The organism is Syntrophotalea acetylenivorans, from assembly GCF_001887775.1.
Classification (GTDB): domain Bacteria; phylum Desulfobacterota; class Desulfuromonadia; order Desulfuromonadales; family Syntrophotaleaceae; genus Syntrophotalea_A; species Syntrophotalea_A acetylenivorans.
Genome location: NZ_CP015519.1, coordinates 572,676 through 588,864 on the forward strand (window position 1 = coordinate 572,676; position 16,189 = coordinate 588,864).

Annotated in this window: 12 protein-coding genes, 9 tRNA genes and 1 pseudogene; 21 read left to right on the forward strand and 1 reads right to left on the reverse strand. The window is 48.3% G+C overall.

What is annotated here, in order from left to right:
* The first annotated feature begins 85 nt into the window (after positions 1-85).
* The 21 genes and pseudogenes from A7E78_RS02650 to A7E78_RS14775 all read left to right on the forward strand — a co-directional run bounded on the left by A7E78_RS02650 (position 86) and on the right by A7E78_RS14775 (position 14,742).
* Positions 86-688, forward strand: a complete 603-nt coding sequence (locus A7E78_RS02650; RefSeq protein WP_235606785.1) for a lytic transglycosylase domain-containing protein — start codon at positions 86-88, stop codon at positions 686-688.
* Positions 689-703: 15 nt separating this feature from the next.
* The gene (pgsA, locus tag A7E78_RS02655) at positions 704-1,291 is read left to right on the forward strand and encodes a CDP-diacylglycerol--glycerol-3-phosphate 3-phosphatidyltransferase (RefSeq protein ID WP_072282801.1); all 588 of its coding nucleotides are present in this window, start codon (positions 704-706) and stop codon (positions 1,289-1,291) included.
* Positions 1,292-1,389: 98 nt separating this feature from the next.
* Positions 1,390-1,464 (forward strand) — tRNA-Gly (locus A7E78_RS02660).
* A 95-nt stretch (positions 1,465-1,559) separates the two neighbouring features.
* A tRNA-Gly gene (locus A7E78_RS02665) sits at positions 1,560-1,634 on the forward strand.
* A 276-nt stretch (positions 1,635-1,910) separates the two neighbouring features.
* A tRNA-Pro gene (locus A7E78_RS02670) sits at positions 1,911-1,987 on the forward strand.
* 111 nt (positions 1,988-2,098) lie between these two features.
* Positions 2,099-2,175 (forward strand) — tRNA-Arg (locus tag A7E78_RS02675).
* Positions 2,176-2,245: 70 nt separating this feature from the next.
* Positions 2,246-2,321 (forward strand) — tRNA-His (locus tag A7E78_RS02680).
* A gap of 185 nt (positions 2,322-2,506) precedes the next feature.
* Positions 2,507-2,591 (forward strand) — tRNA-Leu (locus A7E78_RS02685).
* 114 nt (positions 2,592-2,705) lie between these two features.
* Positions 2,706-4,031 (forward strand): trigger factor, encoded by a 1,326-nt coding sequence (gene tig / locus A7E78_RS02690; RefSeq protein ID WP_072282802.1) that lies wholly within the window; start codon positions 2,706-2,708, stop codon positions 4,029-4,031.
* Positions 4,032-4,035: 4 nt separating this feature from the next.
* Complete coding sequence (gene clpP / locus A7E78_RS02695) at positions 4,036-4,620, forward strand: ATP-dependent Clp endopeptidase proteolytic subunit ClpP (RefSeq protein ID WP_072282803.1); 585 nt, start codon at positions 4,036-4,038, stop codon at positions 4,618-4,620.
* Between the two features lie 21 nt (positions 4,621-4,641).
* Positions 4,642-5,895 carry an ATP-dependent Clp protease ATP-binding subunit ClpX gene (gene clpX / locus A7E78_RS02700; protein ID WP_072282804.1) on the forward strand — a complete coding sequence of 418 codons (1,254 nt, stop codon included), beginning with the start codon at positions 4,642-4,644 and terminating at the stop codon, positions 5,893-5,895.
* Positions 5,896-5,934: 39 nt separating this feature from the next.
* Positions 5,935-8,343, forward strand: coding sequence for an endopeptidase La (gene lon / locus A7E78_RS02705; RefSeq protein ID WP_072282805.1), 2,409 nt, complete (start codon positions 5,935-5,937; stop codon positions 8,341-8,343).
* 112 nt (positions 8,344-8,455) lie between these two features.
* On the forward strand, positions 8,456-8,728 hold the full coding sequence (locus tag A7E78_RS02710; protein WP_072285014.1) for an HU family DNA-binding protein: 273 nt from the start codon (positions 8,456-8,458) through the stop codon (positions 8,726-8,728).
* Between the two features lie 116 nt (positions 8,729-8,844).
* A tRNA-Asp gene (locus A7E78_RS02715) sits at positions 8,845-8,921 on the forward strand.
* Positions 8,922-8,930: 9 nt separating this feature from the next.
* Positions 8,931-9,006 (forward strand) — tRNA-Val (locus A7E78_RS02720).
* 15 nt (positions 9,007-9,021) lie between these two features.
* Positions 9,022-9,098: transfer RNA gene (locus A7E78_RS02725), tRNA-Asp, on the forward strand.
* A gap of 231 nt (positions 9,099-9,329) precedes the next feature.
* On the forward strand, positions 9,330-9,998 hold the full coding sequence (ftsE, locus tag A7E78_RS02730) for a cell division ATP-binding protein FtsE (RefSeq protein ID WP_072282806.1): 669 nt from the start codon (positions 9,330-9,332) through the stop codon (positions 9,996-9,998).
* 76 nt (positions 9,999-10,074) lie between these two features.
* Positions 10,075-10,971 carry a permease-like cell division protein FtsX gene (gene ftsX, locus A7E78_RS02735; RefSeq protein ID WP_072282807.1) on the forward strand — a complete coding sequence of 299 codons (897 nt, stop codon included), beginning with the start codon at positions 10,075-10,077 and terminating at the stop codon, positions 10,969-10,971.
* Between the two features lie 12 nt (positions 10,972-10,983).
* Positions 10,984-12,141: a murein hydrolase activator EnvC family protein gene (locus A7E78_RS02740; protein ID WP_072282808.1), complete on the forward strand. Its 1,158-nt coding sequence runs from the start codon at positions 10,984-10,986 to the stop codon at positions 12,139-12,141.
* A gap of 24 nt (positions 12,142-12,165) precedes the next feature.
* A pseudogene (locus tag A7E78_RS02745) lies at positions 12,166-13,487 on the forward strand (S41 family peptidase).
* A 244-nt stretch (positions 13,488-13,731) separates the two neighbouring features.
* Entirely contained in the window at positions 13,732-14,742 is a 1,011-nt protein-coding gene (locus A7E78_RS14775) for a divergent polysaccharide deacetylase family protein (RefSeq protein ID WP_158516057.1), read from the forward strand.
* A 13-nt stretch (positions 14,743-14,755) separates the two neighbouring features.
* Here the strand turns inward: A7E78_RS14775 and A7E78_RS02755 are convergent, their stop codons facing one another.
* Complete coding sequence (locus A7E78_RS02755; protein WP_072282809.1) at positions 14,756-16,156, reverse strand: ParA family protein; 1,401 nt, start codon at positions 16,154-16,156, stop codon at positions 14,756-14,758.
* Positions 16,157-16,189 lie beyond the last annotated feature (33 nt).

The window sequence follows — 16,189 nt, forward strand, 5'->3', positions numbered from 1 at the left end:
GATTTATTATCTAGGCCCAGTTCCATATTGTCAAGAATTTTGCCTTTGGTAAATCTGTTGTAATACTGAGGCTTTCAATATATATTTGCTGAAAATTTCGTTTTTGGATAGTTCTATGAAAGTAATTAAGCTTGTTTTAATTGCCGGTGTGTTTTCTGCGATGGTGGTCTGTACTTCTTCTGTCGCAGGTTGGTGCGACATATATAAATATGTGGACTCTGATGGAGTGGTCCATTTTACGAATACCCCGACAGGAAACAAATTCAGGTTTTATTTAAAGGAATCTCCTCGGCCCGAGGCCGGCAGCGGGACTTTGAATGATCAAATTGCTCGATCGGCCAAGGCCTTTGACCTGGACGAAGCGTTGATAAAAGCAGTCATCAAGGTTGAAAGTAATTATAATCCTAAGGCGGTATCGGCCAAAGGAGCTCAAGGGATCATGCAACTGATTCCTTCCACTGCACGGGAGATGCAAGTACAGGATCCCTTCAATGCGGCGGACAATATTCGTGGTGGCAGTCGTTATCTGCGGCAGATGCTTGATCAGTTTGGCGGTAACCTGGAATTGGCCTTGGCAGCATACAATGCCGGGCCGGGTAATGTGCGCCGCTATGGCGGTGTTCCGCCTTTTGCCGAAACACAGAACTATATACAGCAGGTAAAAAAATACCTGCAATTCTATCGTTAGTTAAGAAAGTCTTTTATGGATTGCCGTACAGGGTCTTTGAACCTGCCAAACCTGCTTACTCTAGGGCGTATAGCGTGTATTCCCCTGCTTGTCTCATTTCTTTTTTTCGATGGAAGGGGCAGTTCCTTTGGTGCAGCGCTGATTTTTTCTCTAGCAGCCATTACTGATTGGCTTGATGGTTATCTTGCACGAAAGTGGCAAGTAGTTACTGTCTTGGGGAAATTTCTCGATCCCCTGGCAGACAAGTTGATAGTCATGGCTGCATTGATTATGCTTATCCCTCTTGGGAGAGTTCCGGCCTGGGCAGTTTTTGTGATTCTTGCTCGTGAGATTATCATCACAGGCCTTCGTTCGATTGCCGCAACTGAAGGGATAGTTATCGCCGCAAGCAATCTGGGTAAGTATAAGACCATTTTGCAAATGGTCGCCATCATCGGACTGTTGCTGCATTATGACTATTACTGGTTTTTCGGCATGCGCTATGAGTGGTTGCATGTTTCTATGCACCGCATCGGTTTAGTCTATTTCTATCTGGCATTGGCCTTGACCCTCTGGTCGGGTATCGACTACCTGGTCAAGTTTTTCAGGGTCATTAATCGTTAAGGAAATAATGAAGATAAAGTTCGAAATTTTAGTTGACTTGGAAAATGCCTTTTGCTATTAATAGGCCCGCTCGCAACGGCGAGTGGTTAAACAATTGAGCGGGAGTAACTCAGTGGTAGAGTGCAACCTTGCCAAGGTTGAAGTCGCGAGTTCGAATCTCGTTTCCCGCTCCATGAATTCAAGGCCTCAGGACAAAGTCCTGAGGCCTTTATAAAATATTTGATAAAGTTAGACCGCGGTTACAGCGCGGGACAATAAAAATGATTGAGCGGGAGTAACTCAGTGGTAGAGTGCAACCTTGCCAAGGTTGAAGTCGCGAGTTCGAATCTCGTTTCCCGCTCCACTATTTCAAGACCTTGGGACCTTGTCTCGGGGTCTTTTTGTTTCGAGTAATTCCAGGCCTGGCTTGATTTGCTGCGCTGTTTTCATTGTGGCCGACAGGGAGAGGGGCTGAATTCTCGGATGTTCTTTTTTTGATAGAGGTTTGTCGTGTTTACCGGCAGATGGCCCTGTCTGCAAGGCCTTATCTGCTGTGATTTCTAAATCTTAAAAAACAGCTCGTGCATCTATCGAAAAAGAAGTTGCCTTTTTCTATGTTGCATGTTAGAAATTCGTTTTTCGGGGCGTAGCGCAGCCTGGTAGCGCGCCTGGTTTGGGACCAGGATGTCGGAGGTTCGAATCCTCTCGCCCCGACCACTTTTTTAACACCTGTTGGCTGAATGAATTGCCCGTTATCAGTCATCGGTTTTGAGGTAAGCAAGTAGCAACCGTTTCGCCATACAAGTTAAGTGTAGAGAGTCGGCTCATGCGCCAGTAGCTCAGCTGGATAGAGCATCGGCCTTCTAAGCCGAGAGTCCCAGGTTCGAGTCCTGGCTGGCGTGCCACATTCTCTATTCAGACATATTTTGGTTGACAAGCGGTCGGGTAGTTTTGTAGACTGCCGCAGCTTTTACGGTGGGTGTAGCTCAGTCGGTAGAGCACTGGATTGTGGCTCCAGTTGTCGAGGGTTCGATCCCCTTCACTCACCCCATTTTACAACGACTGCCCGTCTCCCGGTGATCCGCGGGCCGCTATCGAGAGATTAGCGGTTGGATCGTCAATGACGGGCTTTTTGTTTTTCAGTCGGCGTTATTTCTATCAGTTTTGTTCCTTGGCAGCAAAACAAGTTCCTTCCCAATTTGAGGATTGATTGAAAAACCTATATTCTTACCTGATGCGAGAGTGGCGGAATTGGCAGACGCACTGGATTTAGGATCCAGCGGGTTAAACCGTGGGGGTTCGAGTCCCCCCTCTCGCACCAAGTCTTCTGTTTGAATTTACGTTTTACCAGAGCTTTATCTATATGGTTGGCCTATGCCTTCAAGGCGTCCAGGCCGCTAAACATTTATCCATTTATCCTGTGAGGTAGTTAGTAATGAATGTGAAGGTTGACGATATTAGCAGCGTAAAGAAACAACTTTCCTTTGAGGTGCCTGCTGGCCGGGTTGATGAAGAAATTGATTCGGCCTATAAGGAGCTTGCCAAAACCGCCAAGGTCAAAGGTTTTCGGCAGGGTAAGGTGCCTCGCGCGGTACTAGAGCGTCATTATGCCGCCAGCATTGAATCTCAGGTATTGGAACGTCTGGTCAGTGACAGCTACTTCAAGGCGCTTAAGGATGAAAAGATCCTGGCTGTGTCCGGCCCGGAGATTACCGACGGTGGTGTTTTGGAGAAGGGCAAGCCCTACACCTTTAAAGCACAGGTTGAAGTTCAGCCCGAGGTTGAAGCCAAAGATTATCTTGAGCTCCCACTTAAGAAGGAAACTTTCAAGGAGGATGAGACACTGGTTGGTGCCCGCCTCGAAGAGATGCGCCTTGGGAGTGCCCAGCTTGAAACCACCGATCGGGATGAAGCCCAATCCGGAGATACTGTCCTTATCGACTTCGAAGGATTCATTAATGGTGTCCCATTTGAAAACGGTGCGGCACAAGATCATTCTCTCGATTTGGGTTCCAATACATTCATCCCCGGTTTTGAAGACCAGCTTGTTGGGATGAAAGTAGGGGAAGAAGGGGAGATCGCTGTCACGTTCCCCCTTGATTACGGCAAAAAAGACCTGGCTGGCCAGGATGCGACCTTTAAGGTAAAAATAAAAGAGATTAAAGAAAAGGTTCTCCCGGAACTGAATGATGAGTTTGCTGCCCAGATGGGGTTGGCGTCTCTTGACGACCTGCGTGCTCGGGTTAAGGAAGCCCATGAGTCACAGGAGCGTTCTCGTATTGAGCAGGAATTTCGGGATCAGCTTGTTGACCTGCTTATCGAGCGCAATCCTCTTGAAGTACCTGAGAGTATGGTTAAGAGCCAGCTCGATTACATGTTGGAAAATCTCAGTAATCGGATGCAATCCCAGGGTATGAGCCTCGAAGCCATGGGAATGACCCCGGATTCCTTCAAGGAGGTTTATCAAGAGATTGCCGTTAAGCAAGTTAAGGGCAACTTACTGCTGGAGGCTATTGCTCTGCAGGAATCGATTAAGGTTGAAGAAACCGAGATCGAAGAAAAACTCGAGGAAATTGCCGAAAAGCACAACGCCAGTAAAGAAATGGTAATGAACTTCTATTCCGATGAATCCAAGCGGCGCGGCCTGGTGGCGCAACTTGCTGAAGAAAAGGTCATCCACTACCTGACCGGCAAGGCGAATATCGAAATGGTTGAAGAGTCGATTGCGGCCGAAGCCGATCAGGGCAACGATAAGGAGTAACTCCATGAGTCTCATACCCATGGTGGTAGAGCAGACAGGTCGGGGCGAACGGGCTTACGACATCTACTCGAGACTGCTAAAGGATCGGATTATCTTTCTCGGTGGGGCTATAGACGACCATCTGGCGAATCTGATCATTGCTCAGTTATTGTTTCTTGAATCGGAAGACCCTGATAAGGACATCCACCTCTATATCAATTCTCCAGGTGGAGTGGTAACTGCGGGCATGGCGATTTATGACACCATGCAATACCTCAAGGCCCCTGTGTCGACCATTTGTGTTGGTCAGGCTGCCAGTATGGGGGCTGTTTTGCTGGCTGCTGGTCAGGCGGAAAAACGCTTTGCCCTGCCTAATGCCCGGATCATGATTCATCAGCCTCTTGGTGGATTTCAGGGGCAAGCAAGCGATATCAGTATTCATGCGCAAGAAATTTTGCGTCTAAGGGATAATCTCAATCAAGTTCTTGCCCATCATACCGGGCAAAGTCTCGAGACCATTGCTGCCGATACCGAACGCGATTTTTTCATGGGTAGCGAAGCGGCAAAAAAATATGGTATCGTAGACGGAACAATAGAGAGAAAGTCCTGATATTAGGTTTGGAGGCGCTTTGTGAGTAATAACGACGAAAAATCCGGGTATCTTACCTGCTCCTTTTGCGGGAAAGGGCAGGATGATGTCAAAAAACTCATTGCCGGGCCCGCTGTTTACATCTGTGATGAATGTATAGAATTGTGCAAGGATATCATCGCAGAAGAGGCCAAGCTTGAGGATACTTCGACCAGCGAGGCAGGAAGTTTGCCGCGCCCCGCTGAAATCAAAGACATCCTCGATGAATATGTAATCGGGCAGGAGATGGCCAAAAAGGTCCTTTCCGTAGCTGTTTACAATCATTATAAGCGCATAGAGTACGGTGCGGCGTCTCACGGTGATGTAGAGGTACAAAAAAGTAATATTCTTCTCTTGGGTCCGACGGGTAGTGGTAAGACTTTGCTGGCCCAGACCCTGGCTAAATTGCTCAATGTGCCCTTTGCCATTGCCGATGCAACCAACCTTACCGAGGCCGGTTATGTCGGTGAGGATGTTGAGAATATTATTCTCGCTCTTCTGCAGTCCGCAGATTACGATCTTGAAAAGGCCCAGCGCGGCATCATCTACATCGATGAAATTGATAAGGTGGCTCGTAAATCTGAATCCCCTTCGATTACTCGTGATGTTTCCGGGGAAGGTGTCCAGCAAGCTTTACTCAAAATCATCGAAGGTACTCAGGCCAGTGTGCCGCCCAAGGGAGGCCGCAAGCATCCGCAGCAGGAATTTCTCAAAGTCGACACGAGTAATATTCTGTTTATCTGTGGTGGGGCTTTTACCGGTCTGGAAACAATTATTTCCAGACGCTCAGGCTCCAAAGGTATGGGCTTCGGTGCCGAGGTGAAGCAGACGAAAGAGGTCGATCTCGGCGAACTGTTGGCTCAGGTTGAACCGATGGATCTAATTAAATTCGGTCTGATCCCAGAGTTTATTGGCCGGCTTCCGGTAATAGCGACCCTTGAAGAACTTGACGAGGAAGCCCTTGTGCAGATTCTCCAGGAACCCAAGAACGCATTGGTAAAGCAGTATCAGAAGCTTTTTGAGATGGAAAAGGTTAAGCTCAAGTTCACCGACGGTGCTCTGGTCGCGGTAGCTTCTCAAGCTCTAAAGCGTAAGACCGGTGCTCGTGGGCTGCGTTCTATTCTTGAAAATTCCATGTTGGATGTCATGTACGATATCCCGTCCCAGGACCGGGTCAAGGAAGTCGTTATCAATGAAGATGTTGTGCTGCATAAAGCTAAGCCGATCGTTCTCTATGATTGCGCTGAGTCGGCCTGATAAGGGGTTTTATAACTACTAGTGATTACTGATCATATTATGAATACATTGGAACAAGGCAAAGGCAGAAGCGTGTTACCGCTTCTGCCTTTGCGCGATATTGTCATTTTTCCTTATACGGTAACTCCGCTGTTCGTGGCCAGAGCCAAGTCGATTCTTGCTTTGGAAATGGCTATGGATGGCGAAAAACGAATCTTTTTGGCGACCCAGATCGATCCCCAGATTGATGAACCTAAAGCGGACGATCTATACTCCCATGGAACCATAGCGCAAATCGTGCAGTTGCTTAAACTGCCCGATGGCACTGTTAAGGTTTTGATGGAAGGGAAACAACGTGCTTCGATAGCCAATGTGCTCTATGAAGAAGATTGCTACCTGGCTGAAGTTGATGCTCTTGAAGAAGAACAGGTTGTCTCTGCTACGCCTGAACTTGAGGCCTTAATACGCAGTGTTAACGATCTTTTTGAGGTTTATGTCAACCTTGGAAAGAAGGTGCCTGCAGAGGTTGCCGCATCAGTCTCCTCGTCGGCCGATCCCGGCCGCCTTAGCGATACGATAATCGCCCATCTCAGTGTGCGCATTGAAGAAAAGCAGGAGCTTCTTGCTGAGACAGACCCTTATAAACGTCTCGAGGATATCGCGGTCCTTATCAGTCGGGAAGTTGAGATTCTGCAAATCGAAAAAACGATTCGTTCGCGAGTCAAAGGCCAAATGGAGCGCAGCCAGAAGGAGTATTACCTAAACGAGCAGATGCGTGCCATTCAAAAGGAACTTGGCGAACACGATGAGTTTACCAATGAAATACAGGAACTAGAAGACGCTATTCGCGGTCGGCGTATGTCTAAAGAGGGGCAGGATAAGGCCCTCGGAGAATTGCGCAAACTGAAAATGATGTCGCCTACTTCCGCCGAGGCCACTGTTATACGAAACTATATCGATTGGTTGGTTGAGTTGCCTTGGAAAAAAGGAACCCGGGACCGCCGCGACCTCGATCACGCCGAACGTATTTTGGAATCGGATCATCATGGCCTTGAAAAGGTCAAAGAAAGAATACTGGAATATCTTGCCGTACAAGCTTTGGTGAAGAAGATCAAGGGGCCGATCCTTTGTCTGGTCGGTCCTCCCGGGGTGGGTAAAACTTCGCTGGGAAGGTCTATTGCGCGCTCTTTGGGCCGAAAATTTGCTCGCATTTCTTTGGGGGGCATGCGCGACGAAGCCGAAATCAGAGGACATCGCCGTACCTATATCGGTGCCATGCCAGGGAAGGTTCTTCAGGCTCTTCGCAAAGTCTGTGTGAAAAATCCTGTAATTCTTCTGGATGAGATAGATAAGGTTAATAGCGATTTTCGTGGGGACCCTTCCTCGGCGCTTCTTGAAGTCCTTGATTCGGAGCAAAACAGCACCTTTGGAGATCATTATCTAGAGGTCGATTACGACCTTTCAGATGTTCTTTTTGTCGCGACAGCTAACAGTCTGCACGGCATTTCCAAGCCTTTGCTTGACCGGATGGAAATTATTCGAATTGAAGGCTATACGGAAGATGAAAAGCTGAATATTGCTAAGTCATACCTTGTCCCCAAGCAATTGGAAATTCACGGATTCAAGACTGAGCAAGTCGAATTTAAAGATCCGGCAATTTATGAAATTATCCGTCGATACACCCGTGAAGCCGGGGTGCGTAACCTCGAGCGGGAGATAGCAAATATTTCCCGGAAATTAGCTCGAAGGTTGGTAAAATCACAGGACAAGAAACAGCATTTCCTGATCGATAAAGGGCAAATCAAAGAATTGCTCGGCGTTACACGGTTTGAATATGGAATCAAAGAGGAGGAAAGCTGTGTTGGTCTTGCCACTGGTCTGGCTTGGACTGAGGTCGGTGGAGAGCTTCTCAATATCGAAGTAGCTGTATTGCCCGGACAGGGCAAACTTACCGTTACTGGCAAGCTTGGTGATGTCATGCAGGAATCTGCCAAGGCTGCTCTAACCTATGTTCGTTCTCGTTGGCGCGAACTTGGGATCGAAAAAGACTTCTATCAGATGATGGAAATCCATATTCATGTTCCGGAGGGCGCCATACCTAAAGATGGCCCATCGGCAGGCATTACCATGGCCATTGCCCTGGCCTCTGCGCTCACAGGGAGGCCTGTAGATCGCGATATCGCCATGACTGGCGAGATCACCCTGAGGGGCAGGGTGTTGCCCATTGGAGGGCTCAAGGAGAAACTCCTGGCCGCTAAACGAGCTGATATTCACACCGTACTGATCCCTCAAGATAACGAAAAGCAATTAGAGGAAGTCCCCGAGGCCATCCTTAAAGCCTTGCAGGTCATCCCTGTAGGCCATATGGACCAGGTGGTGGAAGAAGCTCTCAAGGTGGTGGCACCATTACCCCCTTCCAAAAATCAAGATGATGGACCCCTTTCAACCAAAGGTGAAATCCGTCACTAGAATTAGAATGCATTCTTCTGTAAATAAATTCTTGACACTGTTTTTGAAATTCTGATATAAGAACTGAGTTTTCGCGGGGCTTATAAAATCTCATCCAAGTGGAGGTATGACTGTGACTAAAGCCGATCTCGTAAATGCTATGGCAGATAAAGCTGGTGTTAGCAAAGCCGATTCCGAAAAAGCTCTTAAGGCCTTTATCGACGTTGTAACTGAAGCTCTGCAGGCTGGAGACAAAGTTGCTTTGGTTGGTTTCGGCACTTTCAGCGTCGGTGAGCGTGCCGCACGCATTGGCCAAAATCCCCAGACAGGCAAGAAGATTGAGATTGCCGCTTCTAAGACCCCCAAGTTCAAAGCGGGTAAGGGTCTGAAGGACGCAGTCAACTAAGAAAAAAAATATTCAGAGTAGCCATGTTGCTCTGGTTATAAATGGGAAACCGAAATAGTCTATTTTGTAAGACTTCTTCGCTTTGACTATTCGTTGTTTCCCATTCGTTTCTTTGCGGGGCTGTAGTAGAGTCGGTTACAACGCCGGCCTGTCACGCCGGAGGTCGCGGGTTCGAGTCCCGTCAGCCCCGCCATTTAGTTCCGGGCGAATAGCTCAGTTGGGAGAGCATCGGCCTTACAAGCCGAGGGTCACAGGTTCGAGCCCTGTTTCGCCCACCAAAATTCTGTATATGCGGGGCTGTAGTAGAGTCGGTTACAACGCCGGCCTGTCACGCCGGAGGTCGCGGGTTCGAGTCCCGTCAGCCCCGCCATTTTAAAAAAGGCAACCTGTAATAGGGTTGCCTTTTTTTATTTTCCTTCGCGAAAACAAAGGTTTTTAGAGACGTTTTCCCCGGCAAGAAATTTCTTGCAGCTCCTCTTTACCTTCCATGAGAAAACGTGGTACATCATTTCATTGAATGGCCCGGTTCTTTCGCTGACCATTTTCTTAAATCTATTTGTCTTCAACGCACGCTCATATTATTTAAAAAAGGTAGTCGGGTATGATTCAGCTTTACAACGTTTGTAAATCTTATCAAAAAGACTCTTCTGCTGCTCTTCATAATCTGAACCTGAAGATCCCCAAAGGGGACTTTGTGTATATCACGGGGCCATCCGGTGCCGGTAAATCTACCCTGCTTAAACTCCTGTATTGTGCCGAAAAGCCGAATCGGGGTCAGATCCTGGTTAACGGTCAAAACATCACCCGGATTGGAACCGGCCATATTCCGCTCCTGCGTCGGCGCACGGGTATTGTGTTTCAGGATTTTAAACTGCTCGAAAACCGTACACTCTTTGAAAATGTCGCTTTTCCGTTGGAAGTCCAGGGAAAAAAGCGCTACGAAATAAGCAATAAGGTCTACCAAACGCTTAAACATGTGGGGCTGCATGGGAAGCTTCATAAGTATCCTTTGCAGCTCTCAGGCGGTGAACAGCAGCGGGTAGCCATAGCCAGGGCTCTGGTTATTGATCCGCTTATTTTATTAGCGGACGAACCTACGGGAAATCTCGATTTTGAGGTGACTTTAGGGATTGTCGATTTATTCAAGGGAGCGAACGCCCGCGGTACCACCGTTTTGCTTGCCACCCATAACCGCGAGATGATTCGTCGCTTTCCCCGTCGCGTGATTGCATTGGAGAATGGACAACTGGTTGATGACTACACACCTTAAGGCTGTTGCTTTACATGGTCTCATTTTTCCTCTAATTTTACTTGGTTGCCGTTTTCGCAAGGTTGGGGGGTGAACCGTGTTGGACCGAACAATTTATTTGATACGCCGCGTTTTTCGGAATATTAAACAAAGTCCCATACTTTGTACTGCCGCCATCGGTACCGTGGCTGTCGCTTTGACCGTTCTTGCTTTTTTCGCTTTGATTGTGATCAACGTTCAATCTGTTGCATCCCATTGGAGCGAAGAAATCCATGTTGTCGCATACCTGGATAATGAACCGCAACCGACCCGACTTGCCGATTGGCGAAAACTACTTTTGAGTATGCCGGAAGTGGCCAAGGTCACTTATGTGGATCGCGATGAGGCTTTCCGTCGATTTAGTTCGCGCCTAGGACCCGATTCAGATCTTCTGGAAGGATTCGATTCTGAAATTCTTCCTGCGTCGCTCGAAATTTCACTGAAGGTTGATCATCGTAATCGCCAGGCCGCCGAAGCTGTTGTCTCACGACTTAAGCAAAACCCCGACTTTTCGGATTTTAGTTATGGTCAGGATTGGTTGGACCGTTTTGAAGCTTTCCTCGATACGCTGCGCTTTGGCGGTTATGTGCTTGGTGCCTTTTTGCTTTTTGCGGCCCTTTTCATTGTTTCCAATACCATCAAACTCACCCTCTATGCCCGCCGTGACGAGCTTGAGATCATGTCTTTGGTCGGGGCTACATCCTTGTTTATAAAAACGCCTTTTTTGCTAGAAGGGGCATTTCACGGCACGATCGGTTCGCTGATAGCGCTTGGTGGTTCTTTTGCGCTGTTTCAAATGTTTTTGCAGCGCGGACTGACATCCCTTTTGTTGGGTGCCGGAGGCGGGCAAGTCGTTTTTCTCTCCTGGCAACAACAATTATTGTTGGTTGCCACTGGAACCACTCTTGGGGTCATTGGCAGTGTTCTTTCATTGCGTAAATTTGTCCGTATCTAGAAAGGACCCTTGATGTCCTTTTATCAAATGCTACTTTATCTTCCTCTTCTTCTGCTGCTACTGTTCGGTCATCCGGGAGACCTTTTTTCGAAGGACCTCCATGGCAATCGACAGGAATTGAAGGAGATTCGGCAGCGTATTGAGAAGCTGTCTGCCAGCCTGGAAAAGGAACAGAAGAAGAAAACGACCTTGCAAAAGGACCTGGCCGGGGTGCAGAAGCAGTTAACCCGTTTACGGGCTCGTGAGGAAGAGCATGCCAGCAACCTTAAGTCATTAAAAAAGGATATTTCCGTTAAAGAGGAAGCTATCCGTAAAATCACGGCCGCGAGCCAGGAACGCCGTAAGTTGGTCGCACGCCGTCTTGGAGCCATCTATCGTGGAGGCCAGACGCGCTTTCTGCGTATCCTGTTCGCAAATCGTTCTCCGGCTGAAATAGCCGAAGATTATCATTACTTCAAAAAGGTAGTTCAACACGACCGGAGCCTGCTGGCATCCTTCCGTCAAGAGCAAGAGGCCCTTGCTGGTGAGCTCGCCTCTCTAGAGTCCTTCGAGGAACAGCGAAAACAGCAAATTGAGCAGCTCAAGATCAGTCGTGAAACGTTGAAGAAAGGGCGGCGACTGAAAAAACAGCTGCTCTCGAAACTTAAGCGCCGACAAGGCGCTTTGTCCGTAGAATTGAAAACCCTTAAGGAAAAAAGCGCACGCTTAGCTGCTCTGGTCAAAAAGCTTGAATCCGCCCCAACCAGCAAGTATACTCAGGTATTCGGCGACTTCTCCCGCCAAAAGGGGAGGTTAGCTTGGCCTGTAAAAGGGCGGATCAAGGTACCGTTTGGTACCGGTCGTCTGGCCGGTCTTGGGACCTTGTATGATAGCCAGGGGGTCGAAATTGAAGTATCCGGCAACCAGGCCATTCATGCCATATGGGGTGGTACGGTTATTTATGCCAATAACTTCCGTGGCTTTGGCAATATGATCATTGTTGACCACGGGGACAACTTTTATTCTCTTTATGCCCAAGCCAGTCGTTTACAAAAAAAAGTCGGGGATTCTGTTTCGACCGGTGAATTATTAGGCTACCCCGGGTTTGAAGATGCCGACAGCATTTACTTTGAAATCAGGCATCACGGCACTCCCCTTGACCCACTGGCTTGGCTTAAACCTCGTACTTAACTTTGTTTTACAGGAGTCCACCTAATGCAAAACAAAAAGCGCCCGACAGCATTGGCTCTTATGTTGGTGATGGTGGTTTTTGGCTGGCTGGCGACCAGTCAAGCCGATCGCGCTGCGACTGCTCAAGAGGTAGATAGCTATCAGGAACTACAACTCTTTACCGATGTTTTGTCGATTATCCGCAGAAGTTATGTCGAAGAGGTGGATATGAAAGAGTTGGTTTACGGTGCGGTTAACGGTATGTTGGCTTCTCTCGACCCCCACTCTTCATTCATGCCCCCGATGTCTATAAAGAGCTTAAAATCGATACGAGCGGTGAATTTGGTGGCCTGGGAATAGAGATTACTATTCGCGACGGCATTCTTACCATCGTTTCTCCTATAGAAGATACACCAGCAGACCGAGCCGGTCTGTTGGCCGGCGATATGATAGTGAAAATTGAGGACCGATTTACCAAAGACATGTCCATTATGGAAGCTGTCAAGTTGATGCGGGGTCGAAAGGGCACCACGGTCAAGATTTCGATCATGCGTGAGTCCTTGGCCAAGCCGACGGACTTTGAGATTGTTCGGGAGATTATTAAAGTAAAAAGCGTCAAGGCACGTACCCTTGAGGACAATTTTGGTTATATTCGAATCGCCCAGTTTCAGGAGCGGACCCAGGATGATCTAATCAAAGCACTTGCTTCGCTAAAAGCAGATAACAATGGCATTCTGAATGGTCTGGTGCTGGATTTGCGTAACAATCCCGGTGGCTTGCTTGACCAGGCGGTTAAGGTTTCCGACACCTTTTTGGAGCAGGGACTGATAGTTTATACCGAAGGACGAGAAGAGGGGAGCCAGATGCGTTTTTCAGCCCATGCTCCTGATACTGAACCGAACTATCCCATTGTAATCTTGATTAATGGCGGAAGTGCCAGTGCTTCCGAAATTGTGGCCGGTGCTTTGCAGGATAACGATCGAGCCGTAATTCTTGGCACCCAGAGCTTCGGTAAAGGCTCGGTGCAGACCATCATTCCCATGAATGACGACACCGGTCTGCGTTTAACCACCGCTCGATATTTTACGCCCAACGGTACTTCGATTCAGGCTAAAGGAATTGTTCCTGATATCCTGGTAAAACCTGTTGAGATAAAAGAAGTCGATGGATTACAGTCGTTTAGAGAGAAAGACTTAACCAATCACATTAACTCTCCAGATGAAAACCATTCGACACCTGTTCAAAAAACAAAAAATCTAAAGTTCACCCTCGACCCCAAAAGTCAACGAGATTATCAGCTGTTGAGAGCTCTTGATCTTTTGAAAGGCTGGCAAATCCTAAAAGGCCTTAACGGTAAGGCGGCCTGACGGTCATTCGTGATAACGGTTTGCATTTCAGGGGGGTGTTTTCATCCCCCTGTTTTTATGGATAAATATGGCCAAGAAAAAAACACCCCCCCGGAAAATAACCCGTCGAAAAAGTCGGGCCCAGCGTGCAGCAAGTCATCGCTTCAGGGTAATGCTGGCAGCATTGTTCGTGACGGGGTTTTTGATCCTCTGCCTGGTGGTACTTGGATATCTTCGACAAACCTGGCATTCAAGGCACCAACCCGTGCCGATATCTGTTGTACAAACACCGGCTATCGGAGATGTCCAGCTTGAATTGGATAGCATGTTGTGGCGGGCAGGCATCTCATTTGACCGGTTACAGATTACTCCTGAATCCGGATTCTTGTATTATGAGGTGCGAGCCCCATTACCGGCACCTAAAGATCTCAAGCAGTTGCAACATCGCTTAAAGAAACTGTCGAAAGAACTGTGGGTCGAGAACAGACAGCCCGGGGGACAGCTTGTTATCCGTTTTAACAAGGAAATTTTATTCCTCATCGATTTCAAGCCTTCCAAAATCGCCGAATCGGTTCCCGTTAGACCGCGGATGGCCATCATCATGGATGACCTGGGTCATGAAACCCATTCAGCCAAAACCCTTATCGACATTCAACTACCCGTTACTTTTGCTATTCTCCCTTACACGGCACAGGCCGGTACGGTAGCTCGTTTGGCGCACCAGAATGGTTATGAAGTGATGTTGCATATCCCTATGGAACCGCAGAACTACCCGGCTATCGATCCGGGACCCGGGGCCTTGATCATGAGCATGGACCCTTTTGCAGTCCAGAATCAATTACGACAATGGCTCGATGAATTGCCTTATGTGGTGGGAGGTAATAACCACATGGGTTCACGCCTGACGGAAGATCCAGAGTCCATGGGCGCAGTGCTGGAAGTTCTACGGGAACGAAGGATGTTTTTTATCGATAGTCGGACCAGTGCTTCTTCTGTTGCAATCATTGAAGCGCGCCGAAAGGGAGTCCCGGCCATCTCGCGGGATGTTTTTTTGGATAATGTACGAGAAGTTCCCGCCATCGCGCGAGAAATTCGTAAATTGGCCGGTATGGCCCGGCGGCGGGGTTCTGCCGTTGGTATCTGCCATCCTTATCCTGAAACTCTGGCGGCGCTACGACAAGAGGCAGAGGTGCTGCGTGAACAAGGAATTGATGTTGTGCCTGTGTCTCAGTTGCTGGTGAAAGCCAAGGGAAGGACGGTCGGCAAGGGCGGGTAGTAATTTGTCCTGACTAGCGCAGTTTTTTTGAAACGTTGGATAGGGTCTGCTCAAATGCTGAACGTTGTTCGGCGGGCAATATTCCTGGGGACGATGGTGACCCGGCTCTGCGAATGAGCAGAAAACAGTTGTCTGCAACGTTTTCAGCAAGCACTGTCGTCTCCAGCAAGCGATAAAGCCTGGTTTTCTCCCGGTGTAAAAAACGACTTTCGAACTCTTTGACCTCTATGGTTTTCTGAGAAATCTCCAGGCCATTTTCGTCAAATCGGTGGAAAGTAAGGCCGGGTTTTTCAAAACCGTTTTTAGTTGATGCCATCCGCATGACAAAATAGGAACGTTGAGCCGATTCTCGAAAAAGTTCTCGTAGAGGGTTGCTCGGTGAAATTTCTTTTTGCGAACGGTAAAAATGGCGGAATACTAAATCCGAGAAACAGGATTCTTCCAGATAGCCGCTGACCTGACCATCGGATGTTTCGCAATAATACTTTGCCGAAACATCTTCTTTTTCATCAAACAAGGATTTGCCGCAAATCAGACAGTCAGGCACAAGTCGTTCACGAAGTTTCAGCAGGGCCTGATCTTGCTGCCGTTGTTTTGCAGCCAAGTTCTGGCGAAGGTCATCGATACGAAATTGTTTGCACTCCTTGAACGACAGTAGTACCTGGCGGGCAAGATGAGAGAATTGTAAATGAACATTGGTTCCCCGGCCATGGGTCAAAACAGGATAGATTCGGCCTTCGGGATTTGTGTTCAACGATTCCACTTTGGGACTCTTGGCAATATAGCCCTCCATGCAGCGGTATCCCCGATTGATCGCATAGGCCTTTAGCAGCTGGTATGCATCGGTGAAAGGACCTTTATAGCGTATGCGAGAGTCGATCAAGCAGGGCAGCAGGCGCAGAGCACGTTTGGAAATGCCCTGGCTTTCACAAAAATCGTAGAGATTTTTACAGTTCTCCAGTGATGGGGCGTCCTTGACGGGAATAATAACTCGATCGGCTGCATACAATGCATTACGGGTTAATATATCCAGGGTAGGGCGGGTGTCTATTAACACAATCCCTTTCAGTGCTCCGGTCGCCAAGGTTCGTGCCAGCCGATCAAAACCGGCCTCCTTTACTTGTGGCAGGTCTTCGAGGCGGCGATTGGAAGGGATAAACTGGACTCCATATTCTCCAACTTCCAGTAATTCCTCCGGTCGGCTACCGGTGAACAGCCCGCTTACATCGGCGTCTCCCGGGCTTTTGCCGATACGGAACATGCGATCAACAGAGAAATGATTGTCAAAACTAAACAGGGTAACCGGTAGTTCTTCGTTCAAAGCCTTCAGGTAAATGGCCAAGTTGGTGGCCAGGGTCGTTTTACCGACACCGCCCTTTTCACTTGAGATTGTTATAACGTAGGGACTTTGCATGGAACGATCCTTGGTTGATTGCTAGGCTTATAC